The following is a 17,203-nucleotide window of genomic DNA, read 5'->3' on the forward strand; positions in this document are numbered from 1 at the left end:
GAGACCGCCGAGGCTGCCACTTCCGGCGGGCCCGGTGACATTCCCGCAGCGAACCCTGACAGCACCGTTCGGGCCAGGACCCGGAACCCCCGAGTTCCGTCTCCGCCCCGAGACAACCGTTCAGGAGCGATTCCGCATGCTGACCGACATGTCGACAAGCCGTCCCGGCGCGCCCGACACCGCCTCCGCCGCCCCCGCGCGGCGTACCCATGACGACGCCCCCGACACCATGGCCCTCTTCGCCCGCATGGCGGAGCTGGAGGAAGGCCCCGAGCGGGACGAGCTGCGGGACGAGCTGGTGACCGCGTGGCTTCCGATGGCGCACCGGATCGCGGGCCGCTTCCGCGACCGCGGCGAGTCCGTCGAGGACCTGCGCCAGGTGGCCGCGCTCGGGCTGGTGAAGGCAGTCGACCGGTTCGACCCCTCACGCGGCGCCTTCGAGAGTTACGCCGTGCCCACCATCACCGGTGAGGTCAAGCGGCACTTCCGGGACCGCATGTGGGCCCTGCGGGTGCCCCGCCGGGTGCAGGAACTGCGCAACCGGGTGCGCGTCGCCCGCCGTGAACTCACCCAGAACCCGGGCACCCCCGAACCCACCACCGCCGACATCGCCGAGCACACCGGCCTCACCGAGGAGGAGGTGGCGGCGGGCATGGAGGCGCTGGAGAGCTTCAGCACCCTCTCGCTGGACGCCGAGCTGTCCTCCGGCGAGGACGGCTACAGCCTGGCCGACACGCTCGGCGCCACGGACACCTCCTACGACGTCGTGGTCGACCGGGAGGCGGCCAAGGAGGGTCTGCGCCGGCTGCCCGAGCGCGAGCGGGCCATCCTCTACATGCGCTACTTCGAGGACATGACCCAGAGCCGCATCGCGGACCAGCTGGGCATCTCCCAGATGCACGTCTCCCGGCTCATCAGCCGTAGCTGCGCCCGGGTGCGGGACGAGGCGCTGGGGCAGCGGCCGGGTGGCCGGACCACCCCGTGACGAGGCAGAGGGGGGAGTGACGAGCGCGGTGGACACGAGTGCCCCGCCGGGGCGGGCAGGACGCACCGGGCGGCCCGAGGGCACGGTCACCGCGACCCGCTGGGCCGCCCGGGCCGGTCTGCTCGCCTGGGGCTTCAGCTACGTGCTCGTCGGTCTGCTCGCGCTGCGGGTCGCCGTCGGCGACCGCAAGCAGCAGGCCGACCGCAGCGGCGCGCTCGCCGAACTCGCGGACCACCCGTACGGCTCGGTCCTGCTGTGAGCGCTGGGCATCGGCCTCGTCGGCATGGCGCTGTGGCGGCTGTCCGAGGCCTGCTTCGGCGCGGCCGAACGCGACGGCCACACCGTGCGCAAGCGTCTGCTCTCCGTCGGGCGCTGCGTCTTCTACGCGGCCTTCGCCTGGTCGGTGCTCGCCTTCGCGGCCGGCACCGCGGGCGGCGGCCGGTCCAGCGACACCCAGTCCCGGGACGTCACCGCGCGGGTCATGCGGCTGCCCGCCGGACAGTGGCTCGTGGCGGCGGCCGCCGCCACCATCGTCGTCATCGGCGTCTGGATCGGTGTGCAGGCGGTGCGGCGCGCGTACCACGCCGAGCTGAAGCTCGGTGAGATGTCCCGGCGGGTGCGGCGGGTGGTCGACGTGGCCGGCGTCGGCGGCGGGGTCGCCCGCGCGCTGGTGTTCGTCGGCGCGGGTGTCTTCGCGTTCCGCGCGGCCGTCGACTTCAGCCCCGAGCGGGCCAAGGGCATGGACGACACGCTCAGGGCCTTCGCCGCCACCCCGGCCGGACCCGGGCTGCTGGGCGCCGTCGCGGCCGGACTCGTGCTCTACGGCCTGTTCGCCTTCGCCCTGGCCCGCTGGCGCCGGGTGTGAGGCACCGGCACCCCGCCCGAGGCCCCGCCGTGTGTACGCGCGTCACGACTTCGGCCGCTCCGGGGCCATCCCGAGCGGCCGGGCCAGGCCCGAGACCGCCTCGTCCAGGCGCTGCAGATGCCGGAGCACCCGGTCGGTCACCCTGCCGTAGCGCGGGGTGCGCAGGGAGCCGGGCTCCAGGAGCGACGCGATGCTCGGACCCGACTCCACGGTGCCGGCGGAGCGCGGGTCGTGCACATGCGCGGCGAGCGTCTCGATGTTGTGCACGATCCGCCCGCAGGCGGTCCGCAGCCGGGGGTCCGCCGCGATCGAGGGGTGCGTGGGCAGCAGCTCGGCCGTCGCCGCCAGCGAACGCCCGTGGTACGCGCACGTCTCCAGCAGCGCCACCACGTACCGGACGGTGTTCCGGCGCGAGCGCAGCGGCGTGATCGGGTGGGTCAGCGGCTGGGTCGCGGCGCGCAGGTCGGCCAGCGCCTGGTCGAGATCCCGCGCCCGGTCCACCAGATCCGCCGACACACCGCCGCTGAGCTGGTCCACGGCGGTCCGGGTGACGTCCGCCAGCTTGTCGAGGACGGCCACCAGGAGCTCGTCGGTGCGCCGGTCGGTGCGGATCGGCAGCACCACCGCCGCCGCGATCACCCCGCAGGCCGCGCCCAGCGCGGTCTCCTCCACCCGCAGCACCAGCACCGACATGCTGTAGGTGTTCAGCAGCGTGTACAGCAGCCCGAGCATCGCGGTGACGAAGAACGACATCAGCGTGTACGACAGCGGCGCCGTGTAGAACATCGCGAAGACGAACAGCAGCACCAGCGCGAACGCCGTCCACGTGTGGTGCCCGACCAGCCCGGCGAGCAGGATGCCCGCGACCACCCCGAGGACCGTGCCGAGCAGCCGCCGGTAGCCCTTGACCAGGATCTCCCCGGTGGACGTGGTGTTGATGAACACGATCCAGCAGGTCAGCACCGCCCAGTACCAGCGCTGGGCGGACAGCAGCTCACCGCCCGCGATGGCGAGCGCCGAACCCACGGCCACCTGGACGGCGGCGCGCGTGGTGGGCCGTTCCAGCCCCCGCGCCTCCGGCTCACCGGGCTCGCCGCCCTCGGCCTCGCCGCTCTCGATGGCCGCGTCCTCGGCGTCCAGCTCCTCGCGGGAGCGCGCCGTGGCCGGGGTGTCGTCGGACTCGTCCTGCGGCCCGTCCAGTGCGACCCGCAGCCCGAGCACCGCACGCGCCGCCTCGCCGAGGCCCCGGAAGACGTCCTGCACGGCCGGGGAGGCCAGGGGCAGGTTCTCCTCGTCGCGGTAGCCGAGCAGCCGGTTGCGCAGGTGTGCCAGCGCCGTCCCCGAGGCCTCCCCGGCCGGGCGCAGCACCAGCAGGCGCAGCGCCTCCAGGTCCCGGCGCAGCACGGCCGTGGCCTCCTCCCGCACCGGCAGTTCGAGGCCCGAGGGGAGTCCCGCGCCCGGCAGGTGCAGGGTGAGGGTGTCGGTCCGTTCGGCGCTGCGCGCGGTGAGCAGCAGCAGTCCCAGCCGCTCGGCGGTGATCTCGGCGTCCGCGATACGGCGCTGCAGCAGCCGGGCCGTGGCCTCGTCGGCGGTGCCGTCCGCCAGCCGGCCCTGGATCAGCAGCGCCGTCTCGTGCAGCCGGGCGGTGCCGGTGCGCAGGTCCTCCAGCACCTTCTCGACGTCGTCGGGACCGGCGTCGAGCAGCTCGATCTGGGTGGCGACCAGTTGCCCGAGGCGGGCTCGGAAGGCCCGGCGCAGCCGGTCGAGGATGCCCGCAGGGGTCTGCGGCAGCAGCACGAACCGGGCGGTGGCGCTGGACAGGAAGGCCACCGTCAGCACGCCGTACAGGGCGGGCAGCACGGGCGGGACCGCGTGCACGAACAGCGAGAGGAAGTAGACCTGGAACCCGATCAGGCCCAGGGCCGTGCCACGGTCGCCGAACCGGCGGCCGTAGACGGCACAGAAGATCAGGACGACGAAGAACAGATCGCCCGCCACCACGTGCCGGCTCAGCAGCGCGGCCAGCGTCACGGAGGCGAACGCCACGGGCAGGCCCAGCGCCAGGGTGATCGCCTGCTGGGCGGGCTGCTTCTCCCGGACGGCGAAGGTCGCGGCCATCGCCGCGATGGCGCCGGCGACGAGTTGCGGCACCGGGACCCGCAGCAGACCGAGCACGGCGAGCGTGAGCGCGATGGCGGCCACCGTGCGCAGCCCCGCGGTGAGCCTGAGCAGGCCGGGATCGAACGCGGCGAGCCGGTCCCACGTCCGCGACCACGCCGACCGAACCGCTTCCCTCACACCGCCGCGCTCTCTGTCGTGCCTGTACCGGTGGGCGGCCCCGGCGCCGCCCCGCTCACCTCAGGGGCTCTCGAGGGCCGGTTTGCCCTCCACCCGCGCCCTGACCTGTTCCTGGGTCAGGTACGAGTCGGTGTACTCGAAGTCCTTCAGCCGGGCGGGCTTGCGCGCCTGGAAGCCGGTGCGCACGAAGTCGTCGCCGGCCACCGCGTTCAGCAGCCAGTTGGTCGCGACCCGGGCCTTGGCGACGTTGGTGCGCAGCGCCGACCAGTGGTAGCCGCGGGCCACCGCCTGCGCCGGCAGACCCCGCAGCTCGATGCCCAGCGGCTTGGACACGGCGTCCTTGCCGCCGAGGTCGACGACGAGCCCCAGGTCCTTGTGCTCGTAGGGGCTCAGCGGCTGGTTGCGCAGGGCGGCGATGACGTTGTCGGCCACCACCTTGCCCTGCCGCATGGCGTGCTGGGCGGTGGGCGGGCAGACCGCGCCCTCCTCACCCTTGGCCAGGTCGGGCACGGCCGCCGAGTCGCCGAGCGCGAAGACGCCGTCGTGGCCGGGCAGGGTCATCTCCGCGTCGACCGCGAGCCTGCCGCGGACGGTCTCCGCGCCGAGCGTGGCGATCAGCGGGCTGGCGACGACGCCGGCCGTCCAGATCAGCGTGTGGGTCGGCACCACCCGGCCGTCGGTGAAGGTGACCTCCTCCGGGCCCGCCTTGTCGATCGACACGCCCAGCGACACCTCGATGCCGCGCCGCGCGAGGATCTCCTGCGCGCTGCGGCCGAGCTTGTCGCCCAGCTCCGGCATGAGCTTGGGGGCGATGTCGATGAGATGCCAGCGGATCAGCTTCGGGTCGAGCCGCGGGTAGCGCTTGACGGCCGCGTGCGTGAGCCGCTGCAGACAGGCCGCGGTCTCGGTGCCCGCGTAGCCGCCGCCGACCACCACGAACTGCAGCCGCGCGGCCCGCTCGGCCGGGTCGTCGCTGGCGTCCGCGAGGTCGAGCTGCGAGATGACGTGGTCGCGGATGTAGGCGGCCTCCGCGAGGGTCTTCATCCCGAAGGCGTGCTCGGTCAGCCCCGGGATGTCGAAGGTACGGGTCACGCTGCCCGGCGCGAGCACGATGTAGTCGTACCGCTCGTTCACGATCTTGTCGGTGATCGTGCGGACCACGCAGACCTTGGACTTCAGGTCCACGCCGATCGCGCCGCCCGGGATGATCCGGGTGCGGTACTTCCGGCTGCGGCGCAGCGAGAGGGCGATCGACTGCGGCGTCAGCACGCCGGAGGCGACCTGGGGGAGCAGGGGGAGGTAGAGCTGGTAGGCGAACGGCGTCACCAGGGTGACGTCGGCCTCGTCGACGGAGAGTTTGCGCTCCAGACGGCGGACGCACCCCACTCCGGCGAAGCCGGCGCCCACCACCAGGATCCTGGGTCGTGTCACGGTGTCCATCCCTTTCTGCGGCTCCAGGCGGTCCGACAGGACGCCGTTCGTATGCCCCGGATCGCTGCGACCAACATCGATATCACCCTGCCCCGGGCCGTCCCGCCAGCCCAGTGCGACAAGCAGACCAACGCATGGGCACGAGCATGCCCCCCGCAGAGCCCGGAGTAACCGGATCTCGTACACCTACACGTCGCACTCACGGACGACAGCCGCGCGGGCGCCCGTCACCGGTCAACGGTGGGCGGTCACCAGGGCAGGAACACGTGGATGTCCTTGCCGCGGTCGTCCACCACGACGCTCACCTGCGTGCAGAGCGTGTGCACCAGGTGCCAGCCGATGCCGCCGCCGCCCGCGCTCGGGTGGAACGGCCGCGGCGCGGGCTCGGTCGTGCTGGTGTCGCGCATCGTCACGTGCACCCCGTCGAACGTACGGCGCATCCGCAGGTCGAAGGGTCCTGGCGCGTACTGGATCGCGTTGGCGGCCAGCTCGGTGACCACCAGCAGGATGTCGTCCCAGTACTCGGGCGTGCCGGGCGGCGCGTCGCGGGCGAGGGCACACAGGAACTGCTCCGCGGCGAGCCGCGCGCCCGTGACGTTGCGCAGCTCGCCGGGGAAGGAGAACGATCGCTCGTGCCTCTCCTCCGACGGGGGTGTCTCGTCCCAACGCGGCTCCGTCGCCATCTCGCAATCCCCGGCCCCGGCGGACGGCCCGCGGCTCGTCCGGTCAGGGCGGTCGTCGTTACTCGATCAGTGCACAGCAGCGGGTTCCCCAGGCGGGGCCGGGTTATCCGTCCCTCACCGGACCGGTGCCGTTCAGCGGAAGACGTTGTCCGCCTCGTCCCAGTCGGCCGGGTCCTCCGGCCCCGGGCGGCGCACCGTCCGCGGCCGCGTCTCGTACATCGCGTCGATCTCGTTGGCGTAGTGGCGCGCTATGGCGTCCCGGCGCAGCTTCATGGACGGGGTCAGCAACCCGTTGTCCGGGGCGAACGGCTGCTGCAGGACGCGGTAGACCCGGATGGACTCGGCCCGGGACACCGCACTGTTCGCCGAGGCGACGGCGCGCGCCAGTTCCTCCCTGAGCGCGTTCTCCTCCCGCGCCTCCCGGCCCGCCGACTCGCCCTGGAGGGCCAGGGCGTTCCGCCAGTGGGCGAGGAAGTCCGGGTCCAGGGTGATCAGGGCGCCGACACAGGGCCGGTCGTCGCCGACGACCACCGCCTGGTGCACCAGCGGATGCATGCGCAGCCGCTGCTCCAGCGCGGCCGGGGCCACGCTCTTGCCGCTGCTGGTGACGATGACGTCCTTCTTGCGCCCGGTGATCGTCAGATAGCCCTCGGAGTCCAGCCGCCCGATGTCCCCGGTGGCCAGCCAGCCGCCGCGCAGCGCGGCCCGCGTGCGCTGCTCGTCGCTGATGTAGCCCTGGAACACCGAGGGGCCGCGCACCAGGATCTCCCCGTCGTCGGCGACCTGGACCTCGGTGCCCGGCAGCGGCAGGCCCACCGTCCCGGACTTCTCCCGCCCGAGCGGCTGCATGGTGATCCCGCCCGAGGTCTCGGTCAGCCCGTAGCCGTCGTGGATGTACAGCCCGATGCCTTCGTAGAACAGGGACAGTTCACGGTTGAGGGACGAGCCGCCCGAGGTGCCCCGCAGGGCGCGGCCGCCGAGCGCGCCCCGCAGCCTGCGGTAGACCGTCCGCTCGTACAGGGCGTGCTGCACCCGCAGTTCGAACCCGGGGCCCGGGCCGAGGCCGAGCCGGCGGCGCTCCTCCGCCTCGGCGAAGTCCCGCGCGGTCTGTGCCGCCCGCTCGAACAGGGCGCCCCGGCCGGACTGCTGCGCGGTCCGCAGGAACGTCTTGTACAGCTTCTCGAACACCGACGGCACGCCGTACAGATAGGTCGGCCGGAAGGTGCCCAGCGCGGAGGCGAGGGCCGCCTCGCTCATCTCCGGCTCGTGCGCCATCAGGATCCCGCCGCGCAGGCACATCAGCTGGATCATGAGCCCGTACACGTGGGAGAAGGGAAGGAAGGCCAGGACGGACGGCTGTTCGCCGGGCGGGGCCGCGGTGTGCCGCCAGCCGGCGAGCAGCACGTCGCACGGGTAGGCCAGGCCCCGGTGGCTCAGCGCGCAGCCCAGCGGGCGCCCCGAGGTTCCCGAGGTGTAGGCGATCACCGCCGTGGAGTCCGGCAGCACGATCCGGCGCAGCGAGTCCACCGTGGTCTGCGGGACGATCGCACCCTGCTCGGCCAGCCGGGTCAGCGCGTCCGAGTCGAGCTGCCAGACGTGCTTGAGCCGGGGCAGCGCGGCGCACACCGTGCCGACGGTCATGACGCCCTGCTCGTCCTCCACCACGACGGCAACGCACCCCGCGTCCCGCAGGATCCACTCGACCTGGTCCCGCGAGGACGTCGGGTGGATCGGCACGACCTCGGCGCCGACGGTCCACAGCGCGTGCGCGAACACCGTCCACTCGTAACGGGTCCTGGCCATCAGGGCGACCCGGTGGCCGGGCGAGATGCCCGCCGCGATCAGCCCCTTGGCCAGGTCGACGACCTCGTCCCGCAGCTCCACGGCCGTCACCTCCTGCCAGGTGCTCGCCGCCGGGTCGGCGCGGCGGGCGAGCAGGGGGAGGGTGGGGCTGCGCTCCGCGGTCCCGAAGACGGTGTCGGCGAGACCGCCGGTCAGCGGGGGTACGGCTGCTGGAGCGAGGGCGACGTCGCGCATGCGCTGCTCCCGTGGTCTACGGAGGGTCACTCCGCCGGTCGGCTCGGTGCCGGCGGTGCTCGAATGTAGCCCAGGGAAGCGGTTTCGGTGCCAGGATCAGGCAAGTCGTGATCGGCTGATGATCTGGGCGTGTCCGGGGGACTCGGAGCGCATGAGTTACGTCAATCCCGATCCCGATCCCGAGCGGACCACCGGTCTCGAGCCCGGAGGTGGTGTCCCGCCCGGTGAGACCCCGCCCGCCGAGAGCAGCATGCCCGAGGCCGGGCCGCACGAACCCGACATGCGCGGCCGCGGCTGGGCCTGGACGCCGCTGACCTTGATCCTCCTCCTCGTGCTCCTGCTCGCCGTAGGCTTCCTGGCCTACGCCCTGGCGCTGATCTTCTGACCGGGGCGCCCCTCAGCCCTGCGTGTGCTGCACGCAGGCCCGGACGACGTCGCGCAGACTGCCGGTCTCCTCCATCAGCCGGCGCTGCGCCCGGGAGCCGTTGCCCTTCCGCAGCAGCGTCTTCACGCCCTGCTCGGCGCGTTCCGCGTCCCCGCTCGCGGTGAGCGCGTCGGCGGTGTGCTCCAGCAGCGCGCGCAGCACCCGCTCGGCGGGCACCGGCCGCATCGTCGCCGGGTCGAGCAGGTTCTCCTCGATGCCGAACCGGGCCGCCTGCCAGTCGGCGAGCCGCAGCAGGCTCACACCGGGGTCCGGCGCGGGCCGCCCCGCCCGCCAGTCCCGCGCCGCCGTCTCCACCAGCGCCCGGCACAGCGTCGCGACCAGCACGGCGGTCTCCGCGCTCAGGCAGACGTCCGCCACCCGGATCTCCACCGTCGGGTAGCGGGCGGACAGCCGGGCGTCGAAGTAGACCATCCCCTCGTCCAGGACGGCTCCGGTGGCCACCATGTCCGCCACCTGCCGGTGGTAGCGCTCGGCCGACCCGAACAGCTCGGTCGGCCCGGCCGACGGCCAGCGGTTCCACACCCGGCTGCGGTAGCTCGCGTACTCGCTGTCCCGACCCTGCCAGAAGGGGGAGTTCGCGCTGACCGCGCGGAGCACCCCGAGCCACGGCCGGATCCGGTCGAGGACCTCGACGCCCTCCTCGTCCGAGTCCACCGACACATGGACGTGGCAGCCGCACACCAGCTGCTCCCACGTGGGCACGCCGTACCGCTCGGCCAGCCACCGGTAGCGCTCGTTCATGCTCAGCGAGGGGCTGACCGCGAGGGGCGAGGTGGCCAGGGCGACGACCGCGCAGCCGATCTCGCCCGCGTGCCGGCCCGCCTCCTTGCGGCAGCGGACGATCTCCTCGCGGAGGGCCGCCATGTCCGACTGCGGATGCGTGGCGAACTCCAGCATCTGCCCGAACAGCTCCTTTTCGAACACGTCCTGCGCCGGATCGTCCTTGGCCGCGCGGGCCAGCACGGGTGCGGCGAGCGCCTTCGGGTCGCCGCTCTCCGGATCGACGAGAAGGAGTTCCTCTTCCACTCCGACAGTGCGCACGCGGTGCCGCCCTTCTTTCATGCCACATGGGGCAGTCCGGGTCTCTTCACGACCCTGACTGCCCCTGGGGCGGCCTTCGACACCTGCGGACCTCAGCGCAGGGGCGAGAGGAACACCGTCGCCAGCGGGGGCAGCGTGACCCGCAGGGCCCCGTCCTCCGGCTTGAGCGCACCCGGCGCGCCGACCGCGACACCGCCGCCGCCGTAGCGGACGTCGTCCGTGTTCAGCTCCTCCTGCCAGGCCGGCACCTCCTCGGGCACCCACAGCCGGTAGTCCTCCCGGACCACGGGGGAGAAGTTCGACACCGCGAGCAGCGGGGTCCCGTCGGCGGCGAAGCGCAGGAACGCGAAGACGTTGTCGTCCGCCGCGTCGCACAGCACCCACCGGAAGCCGCCCGGGTCGGTGTCCCGCTCCCAGAGCGCGGGCGTCGCCCGGTACAGGCCGTTCAGGTCCCGCACCAGGTGCTGCACGCCCCGGTGGTCACCCGCGGAGGCGTAGTCGTCGCCCAGCAGCCACCACTCGGGGCCGTGGTCCGCGTTCCACTCGGCGCCCTGCGCGAACTCCTGCCCCATGAACAGCAGTTGCTTGCCCGGATGCGCCCACATGAAGCCGAGGTAGGCCCGGTGGTTCGCGCGCCGCTGCCACCAGTCGCCCGGCATCTTCGACACCAGCGCCTGCTTGCCGTGCACGACCTCGTCGTGCGAGATCGGCAGCACGTAGTTCTCGCTGTACGCGTACACCATCGAGAAGGTCATCTCGTGGTGGTGGTACTTGCGGTGCACCGGCTCCTTCTGCACGTACTCCAGCGAGTCGTGCATCCAGCCCATGTTCCACTTCAGCCCGAACCCGAGCCCGCCGCCGTCCGTCGGCCGGGTCACCCCGTCCCAGGCGGTGGACTCCTCCGCGATCGTCACCACCCCGGGGCAGCGCCGGTAGACGGTGGCGTTCATCTCCTGCAGGAAGGCGACGGCGTCCAGGTCCTCGCGCCCGCCGAAGACGTTCGGCACCCACTGCCCGGAGTCCCGCGAGTAGTCGAGGTAGAGCATGGAGGCGACGGCGTCCACCCGCAGACCGTCGATGTGGAACTCCTCGCACCAGTACACGGCGTTGGCGACGAGGAAGTTGCGCACCTCGATCCGCCCGTAGTCGAACTCGTACGTCCCCCAGTCCGGGTGTTCGGCCCGCCGGGAGTCCCCGGGCTCGTACAGCGGCTCCCCGTCGAAGCGGCCCAGCGCCCAGTCGTCCTTGGGGAAGTGGGCCGGCACCCAGTCCATGATCACGCCGATCCCGGCCCGGTGGCAGGCGTCGACGAAGTACCGGAAGTCGTCCGGGCTGCCGAGCCGGGACGTCGGCGCGTAGTAGGAGGTGACCTGGTAGCCCCAGGAACCGCCGAAGGGATGCTCGGCGACCGGCATCAGCTCCACGTGCGTGAACCCCATCTCCGTGACGTACGCGGGCAGCTCCTCCGCCAGCTCGCGGTAGGTCAGGCCGCCCCGCCAGGAGGGCAGGTGGACCTCGTACACGGACAGCGGCGCCCGGTGCACGGGCGTGTCGCCGCGGTGCGCCATCCACTCCGCGTCGTTCCACTCGTACCGTGAGGCCGTGACGACGGAGGCGGTCGCGGGCGGCAGCTCCGTGCGGCGGGCCATCGGGTCCGCCTTCAGGAACCGGCCGCCGTGCCGGGAGGTGATCTCGAACTTGTACCGGGCGTCCTCGCCGATGCCGGGCAGGAACAGCTCCCACACACCGGACGCGCCGAGCGACCGCATCGGGTACTGCGTACCGTCCCAGTACGTGAAGTCGCCCGCGACCCGCACGCCCCGCGCGTTCGGCGCCCACACGGTGAAGCGGGTCCCGGCCACGCCCTGGTGCGTCATCGGCTCGGCGCCGAGCGCCCGCCACAGCTCCTCGTGCCGTCCCTCGCGGATCAGGTGCAGGTCCAGCTCGCCGAGCGCGGGCAGGAACCGGTAGGGGTCCTCGACCTCCTGCTCACCGCCGTCGTAGGTGACCCGCAGCGTGTACGCGGGGATCGTCTCGTACGGCAGCACGGCGGAGAAGATCCCGCCGCCCTCCGACGCCAGCTCGCCGGACACCCCGTCGACCACGACAGCCACCGCGCGGGCGTTCGGGCGCAGCGCGCGGAACAGCGTGCCGCCCGGGACGGGGTGGGCGCCCAGCAGGGCGTGCGGATCGTGGTGCGCGCCGCCGAGCAGGCGGTCGCGGTCGGCCTCGTCGAGCGCCGTCACCGGCGCAGCCGGTCCGGCCGCCTCGGGACGTGAAGTGTCGCGCAGTGCCATGACGTCATCCTCCCCACACGGCGAGCCGCTCGATCGCGGCCATCGGAACCGGCAGCCAGTCGGGCCGGTGTCTCGCTTCGTACAGCACCTCGTACACCGCCCTGTCCGTCTCGTGCGCGCGCAGCAGCGCGTGCTTCTTGCGGGGGTCCCACCCGGCGCGGGCCGCGTAGCCCGCGCAGAACGCCTCCCGGCAGCGGCGCGCCCATTCGGGCCGCCAGGGGCGGCGCTGCCGGGCCGCGTAGTCGAAGGAGCGCAGCATCCCGGCCACGTCACGCACCGGGGACTGCGGCGCCCGCCGCTCGGCGAGCGGCCGGGACGGCTCACCCTCGAAGTCGATCACGAACCAGTCGCGTCCGGCCCGCAGCACCTGCCCGAGGTGCAGGTCGCCGTGGATGCGCTGGGCCGGCGGACCGGTGTCGCAGGTGGCCAGCGCGCCGAACGCGGCCCGCAGCCCCGGGACGAAGGGCCGCAGCGCGGGCACGGCGTGCGCGGCCGCGTCCAGCCGCGCGCACATCGCCTCCGCCGTGCGCCCGTTCTCGCCCGGGCCGGCCGGCGGGAAGGCCTCGGCCAGCGCGAGGTGCACCTCGGCCATGGCCCGGCCCAGCTCCCGGGCCTCGGCGGTGAAGTCGTCGCCGGTGCCGAGCGCCCGCAGGGCCAGCGTCCAGCCGTCGGTGGCGTCGGGCAGGAACGGCTGCAGCACGCCCAGGGTGGCCGGCCGCGGAGCGGTCGTGCTGAACCAGGCGACCGGCGCGGGCACCCGCGCGCAGCCCTGGGCGGCCAGCGCGCCCGGCACCTCCAGGTCGGGGTTGACGCCCGGCTGGATGCGGCGGAACACCTTCAGGATGCAGGCGTCGCCGTACACGATCGACGTGTTGGACTGCTCGGCGTCCAGCAGCCGCGGCGGCAGCCCGCCGGGCAGCTCGGCGCCCGGGGCCGCCTCGAAGCGCAGCGGACCGGTGCTGCCGGGCCGGCGCAGCCGCTCCAGCAGCAGATGCGCCGAGCGCGGGTCGTACAGGGCGTCGTACACGGCGAGACCGGCCAGCGGGCCCTCCTCGGCGCGGCCGATGTACGCCCGCTCCAGCCTCGGGGCCAGCCGCTCGCGCACCCCGAGCAGCAACTGGTAGCAGTCGCCGGGCGGAGATGTGCCGCCGGGCGTGGGCACCGGCGCGTGCGAGGCGTGGACCAGCAGGTGCAGGCACCCCGGGAACAGCTCGGTCACGGACAGCACCGACAGGTCGGTGACGGGCCGGTCCTTGCCCGCGAACCAGCGTTGCTTGGGCAGCCAGTCGCGCAGCAGCCCGCCCAGCGAGGCCAGCGGCCGGTCGACGCCGGCCGCGGTTCTCGGCCGGACGGTGATGGTCTTCGGCATGGTGACGCGTCCTTTCCTCGGCGCCGTGCGGTCAGCGGCGGCGGCCGATGCGGGATGCGACTCGGGTGAGCCGGAACCAGTAGAAGCCGTGGCCCGCGAGGGTCAGCAGGTAGGGCAGTTCACCGATGGCGGGGAAGCGCACGCCGCCGATCAGCTCGACGGGGTGCCGTCCGTCGTAGGTCCGCAGGTCGAGCTCGGTGGGCTGCGCGAACCGGGAGAAGTTGTGCACGCACAGCACCAGGTCGTCGCCGTACTCGCGCAGGAAGGCCAGCACCGCCGGGTTGGACGACTGGAGCTCGGTGAACGAGCCCAGTCCGAAGGCGGGGTTCTGCTTGCGGATCTCGATCATGCGGCGGGTCCAGTGCAGCAGGCTGGACGGGGAGGACATGGACGCCTCGACGTTGGTGACCTGGTAGCCGTAGACCGGGTCCATGATCGTGGGCAGGTAGAGCCGTCCGGGGTCGCTGGAGGAGAAGCCGGCGTTGCGGTCGGGGGTCCACTGCATGGGGGTGCGGACCGCGTCGCGGTCGCCGAGCCAGATGTTGTCGCCCATGCCGATCTCGTCGCCGTAGTAGAGGATCGGCGAGCCGGGCAGCGACAGCAGCAGGGCGGTGAACAGCTCGATCTGGTTGCGGTCGTTGTCGAGCAGGGGGGCGAGACGGCGGCGGATGCCGATGTTGGCGCGCATACGCGGGTCCTTCGCGTATTCGGCCCACATGTAGTCGCGTTCCTCGTCGGTGACCATTTCGAGGGTCAGCTCGTCGTGGTTGCGCAGGAAGATGCCCCACTGGCAGTTGGAGGGGATCGCCGGGGTCTTGGCGAGGATCTCCGAGACGGGGTAGCGGGACTCGCGGCGCACGGCCATGAAGATGCGCGGCATGACCGGGAAGTGGAACGCCATGTGGCATTCGTCGCCGCCGGACCGGTAGTCGCCGAAGTAGTCGACGACGTCCTCGGGCCACTGGTTGGCCTCGGCCAGCAGCACCGTGTCGGGGTACTGGGCGTCGATCTCCTTGCGCACCCGCTTCAGGAACTCGTGCGTCGCGGGGAGGTTCTCGCAGTTGGTGCCCTCCTCCGCGTACAGGTACGGCACGGCGTCCAGACGGAATCCGTCGATGCCCAGGTCCAACCAGAACTTCAGCGCGGCCAGGATCTCCTCCTGCACGGCCGGGTTCTCGTAGTTGAGGTCCGGCTGGTGCGAGAAGAAGCGGTGGAAGTAGTACTGGCCGCGCACGGGGTCGAAGGTCCAGTTGGAGACCTCGGTGTCCACGAAGATGATCCGCGCGTCCTCGTACTGCTTGTCGTCGTCGGCCCACATGTAGTAGTCGCCGTAGGGGCCGTCGGGGTTCGTGCGGGACTCCTGGAACCACGGGTGCTGGTCGCTGGTGTGGTTCATGACGAAGTCGATGATCACGCGCATGCCGTGCTGGTGCGCGGCGTCCGCGAACTCCACGAAGTCGGCGAGGTCGCCGAACTCGGGCAGTACCGAGGTGTAGTCGGAGACGTCGTAACCGCCGTCACGCAGCGGCGACTTGAAGAACGGCGGCAGCCACAGGCAGTCGACACCCAGCCATTGCAGATAGTCGAGTTTCGAGGTCAGGCCCTTGAGATCGCCGATGCCGTCGCCGTCGCTGTCCTGGAAGGAGCGGACCAGGACCTCGTAGAAGACGGCGCGCTTGAACCACTCCGGATCCCGGTCCTTGGCGGGGGTGTCCTCGAAGGTGTCCGGCACGGGGTCGTTGACAGTCATGGCGCTGAGGGCCCTCCGATCTGTGGCGTCGATCGCCCGACATGGAGCACGTGCGCCGGCGTCCGGCCGGGCGTGAGGCGCACGTAGTTGGTCCTGCCCCAGTGGTAGGTCTCCCCTGTCAGTTCGTCGCGCGCGGACAGGGTGTCGTCCCATTCCAGGCCGAGTTGCGGCATGTCCAACGAGACCGTGGCCTCCTGGGTGTGGTGCGGGTCGAGATTGACGACCACGATGACCGTGTCCGGGCCCGTGCTCTTGCTGTAGGCGAGCACCTGCTCGTTGTCGGTCGGGTGGAAGCGGAGGTTCCGCAGGCGCTGTAGCGCGGGGTGCTCCCGCCGGACGGTGTTGAGCCGGGTGATGAGGGGGGCCAGGGTGCGGCCCTCGCGGGCGGCGGCTTCCCAGTCGCGGGGTTTGAGCTGGTACTTCTCCGAGTCGAGGTACTCCTCGCTGCCTTCGCGCAGCGGGGTGTTCTCGCACAGTTCGTAGCCGCTGTAGATGCCCCAGGTGGGGGAGAGGGTGGCGGCGAGCACGGCCCGGACTTCGAAGGCGGGCCGGCCGCCGTGTTGGAGGTAGGCGTGCAGGATGTCGGGGGTGTTGGCGAAGAAGTTCGGCCGCATCCAGGCCGCCGACTCACCCGAGAGCTCGGTCAGGTACTCCGTGAGCTCCCGCTTGTCGTTGCGCCAGGTGAAGTACGTGTACGACTGCTGGAACCCGACCTCGGCCAGCGCGCGCATCATCGCCGGCCGGGTGAACGCCTCCGCCAGGAAGATCACGTCCGGGTCCCTGCGGTTGACCTCGCCGATCACCCGCTCCCAGAACACCACCGGTTTGGTGTGCGGGTTGTCCACCCGGAAGATCCGCACCCCGTGGTCCATCCAGTGCCGCAGCACCCGCACCGTCTCCGCGACCAGACCGTCCATGTCCGCGTCGAAGGCGATGGGGTAGATGTCCTGGTACTTCTTCGGCGGGTTCTCCGCGTACGCGATCGTGCCGTCGGGCCGGTGGTGGAACCACTCCGGGTACTTGTGCACCCACGGATGGTCCGGCGAACACTGCAACGCGAAGTCCAGCGCCACCTCCAGACCCAGCCGGGCGGCCTCACCCACGAAGTGGTCGAAGTCCTCCAGCGTGCCCAGCGCGGGATGCACGCTGTCGTGGCCGCCCTCGGGCGAACCGATCGCCCACGGCACCCCCACATCGTCCGGGCCCGCGGTCAGCGAGTTGTTGGGCCCCTTGCGGAACGTGGTGCCGATCGGATGGATGGGGGGCAGGTAGACGACGTCGAAACCCATCTCCGCGATCGCCTCGAGCCGCCTCGCCGCCGTCCGGAACGTGCCGTGCGGCTGTTCGGCGGTGCCCTCCGAACGCGGGAAGAACTCGTACCAGGAACCGAACAGCGCCCGCTCCCGCTCCACCAGCAACGGCATCGCGTCCGACGCCGTCACCAACTCCCGCAGCGGATACCGCGCCAGCACCGCCTCCACCTCCGGCGACAACGCCGCCTTCAGCCGGTGGTGCACCGTCAGCGTGTCGTCGCCGAGGGCGCGCGCGGCGTCCAGCACGAGCTGCCGCTCCGGGCCCTTGGGCACACCGGCGGCGGCACGCTCGTAGAGCTCGGCGCCCTCCTCCAGGACCAGGCCGGTGTCGATGCCGGCCGGCACCTTCACGGACGCGGTGTGCCGCCAGGTCGCCAGCGGATGGCTCCAGGCCTCGACGCGGAAGGACCAGCGCCCGGTGACGTCCGGGGTGACGTCCGCGCCCCACAGGTCGCTGCCGGGCGACAGCTCGCGCATGGGGGTCCAGGGGCCGCGGCGGCCCGCCGGATCCCGCAGGACCACGTTGGCGCCTACGACGTCGTGCCCCTCACGGAACACGGTGGCCGTGACCTGGAACGTCTCCCCGGCCACCGCCTTCGCCGGGCGCCTGCCGCACTCCACGGCCGGCCGGACATCACGTACCGGTACACGGCCGATGGCCGGGGTCCTGCGCATGGTTCTCACCTCCG

Annotated in this window: 11 protein-coding genes and 1 pseudogene; 3 read left to right on the top strand and 9 right to left on the bottom strand. The window is 72.4% G+C overall.

Translation table 11 applies throughout. From position 1 onward, the window contains the following. The first annotated feature begins 136 nt into the window (after window positions 1-136). A complete protein-coding gene (locus tag PV343_RS09785) occupies window positions 137-985 on the top strand; it encodes an RNA polymerase sigma factor SigF (RefSeq protein WP_319146437.1) in 849 nt (282 codons plus the stop codon). Window positions 986-1,013: 28 nt separating this feature from the next. Continuing rightward, window positions 1,014-1,850 (top strand): annotated as a pseudogene (locus PV343_RS09790) (DUF1206 domain-containing protein). Between the two features lie 42 nt (window positions 1,851-1,892). Here the strand turns inward: PV343_RS09790 and PV343_RS09795 are convergent. The 4 genes from PV343_RS09795 to PV343_RS09810 all read right to left on the bottom strand — a co-directional run bounded on the left by PV343_RS09795 (window position 1,893) and on the right by PV343_RS09810 (window position 8,299). Beyond that, window positions 1,893-4,148 (bottom strand): FUSC family protein, encoded by a 2,256-nt coding sequence (locus tag PV343_RS09795; RefSeq protein ID WP_319146438.1) that lies wholly within the window; start codon window positions 4,146-4,148, stop codon window positions 1,893-1,895. Window positions 4,149-4,208: 60 nt separating this feature from the next. Next, window positions 4,209-5,588 carry an NAD(P)/FAD-dependent oxidoreductase gene (locus PV343_RS09800; RefSeq protein ID WP_319146439.1) on the bottom strand — a complete coding sequence of 460 codons (1,380 nt, stop codon included), beginning with the start codon at window positions 5,586-5,588 and terminating at the stop codon, window positions 4,209-4,211. Window positions 5,589-5,827: 239 nt separating this feature from the next. Then, complete coding sequence (locus tag PV343_RS09805) at window positions 5,828-6,262, bottom strand: ATP-binding protein (RefSeq protein WP_133920470.1); 435 nt, start codon at window positions 6,260-6,262, stop codon at window positions 5,828-5,830. A gap of 132 nt (window positions 6,263-6,394) precedes the next feature. Beyond that, complete coding sequence (locus tag PV343_RS09810) at window positions 6,395-8,299, bottom strand: AMP-dependent synthetase/ligase (protein WP_319146440.1); 1,905 nt, start codon at window positions 8,297-8,299, stop codon at window positions 6,395-6,397. A 151-nt stretch (window positions 8,300-8,450) separates the two neighbouring features. On the opposite strand from PV343_RS09810, the gene PV343_RS09815 reads away from it, so the two are divergent. Beyond that, window positions 8,451-8,684, top strand: coding sequence for a DUF6480 family protein (locus tag PV343_RS09815; RefSeq protein WP_319146441.1), 234 nt, complete (start codon window positions 8,451-8,453; stop codon window positions 8,682-8,684). Window positions 8,685-8,696: 12 nt separating this feature from the next. Here PV343_RS09815 and PV343_RS09820 read toward each other — a convergent pair whose 3' ends face one another. From PV343_RS09820 to PV343_RS09840, 5 genes are all read right to left on the bottom strand, one after another. Continuing rightward, window positions 8,697-9,785: a glutamate--cysteine ligase gene (locus PV343_RS09820; RefSeq protein WP_319146442.1), complete on the bottom strand. Its 1,089-nt coding sequence runs from the start codon at window positions 9,783-9,785 to the stop codon at window positions 8,697-8,699. A gap of 92 nt (window positions 9,786-9,877) precedes the next feature. Next, window positions 9,878-12,082: a 1,4-alpha-glucan branching enzyme gene (gene glgB / locus PV343_RS09825; protein ID WP_319146443.1), complete on the bottom strand. Its 2,205-nt coding sequence runs from the start codon at window positions 12,080-12,082 to the stop codon at window positions 9,878-9,880. Between the two features lie 4 nt (window positions 12,083-12,086). Next, complete coding sequence (locus tag PV343_RS09830; protein ID WP_319146444.1) at window positions 12,087-13,451, bottom strand: maltokinase N-terminal cap-like domain-containing protein; 1,365 nt, start codon at window positions 13,449-13,451, stop codon at window positions 12,087-12,089. Window positions 13,452-13,482: 31 nt separating this feature from the next. Further along, window positions 13,483-15,201, bottom strand: a complete 1,719-nt coding sequence (treS, locus tag PV343_RS09835) for a maltose alpha-D-glucosyltransferase (protein WP_319146445.1) — start codon at window positions 15,199-15,201, stop codon at window positions 13,483-13,485. Further along, window positions 15,198-17,189, bottom strand: coding sequence for an alpha-1,4-glucan--maltose-1-phosphate maltosyltransferase (locus tag PV343_RS09840; protein ID WP_319146446.1), 1,992 nt, complete (start codon window positions 17,187-17,189; stop codon window positions 15,198-15,200). Before PV343_RS09840 ends, treS begins: the two co-directional genes overlap by 4 nt. Between the last annotated feature and the right edge of the window lie 14 nt (window positions 17,190-17,203).

Source organism: Streptomyces sp. WI03-4A (genome assembly GCF_033792105.1).
Lineage (GTDB): Bacteria > Actinomycetota > Actinomycetes > Streptomycetales > Streptomycetaceae > Streptomyces > Streptomyces collinus_A.

What these genes read in the sequence shown, in the direction of transcription:
- PV343_RS09785 (WP_319146437.1), top strand. Translation starts at nt 137, where the DNA reads ATGCTGACCGACATGTCGACAAGCCGTCCCGGCGCGCCCGACACCGCC.
- PV343_RS09800 (WP_319146439.1), bottom strand. Translation starts at nt 5,588, where the DNA reads ATGGACACCGTGACACGACCCAGGATCCTGGTGGTGGGCGCCGGCTTC.
- PV343_RS09805 (WP_133920470.1), bottom strand. Translation starts at nt 6,262, where the DNA reads ATGGCGACGGAGCCGCGTTGGGACGAGACACCCCCGTCGGAGGAGAGG.
- PV343_RS09810 (WP_319146440.1), bottom strand. Translation starts at nt 8,299, where the DNA reads ATGCGCGACGTCGCCCTCGCTCCAGCAGCCGTACCCCCGCTGACCGGC.
- PV343_RS09815 (WP_319146441.1), top strand. Translation starts at nt 8,451, where the DNA reads ATGAGTTACGTCAATCCCGATCCCGATCCCGAGCGGACCACCGGTCTC.
- glgB (WP_319146443.1), bottom strand. Translation starts at nt 12,082, where the DNA reads ATGGCACTGCGCGACACTTCACGTCCCGAGGCGGCCGGACCGGCTGCG.
- PV343_RS09830 (WP_319146444.1), bottom strand. Translation starts at nt 13,451, where the DNA reads ATGCCGAAGACCATCACCGTCCGGCCGAGAACCGCGGCCGGCGTCGAC.
- treS (WP_319146445.1), bottom strand. Translation starts at nt 15,201, where the DNA reads ATGACTGTCAACGACCCCGTGCCGGACACCTTCGAGGACACCCCCGCC.
- PV343_RS09840 (WP_319146446.1), bottom strand. Translation starts at nt 17,189, where the DNA reads ATGCGCAGGACCCCGGCCATCGGCCGTGTACCGGTACGTGATGTCCGG.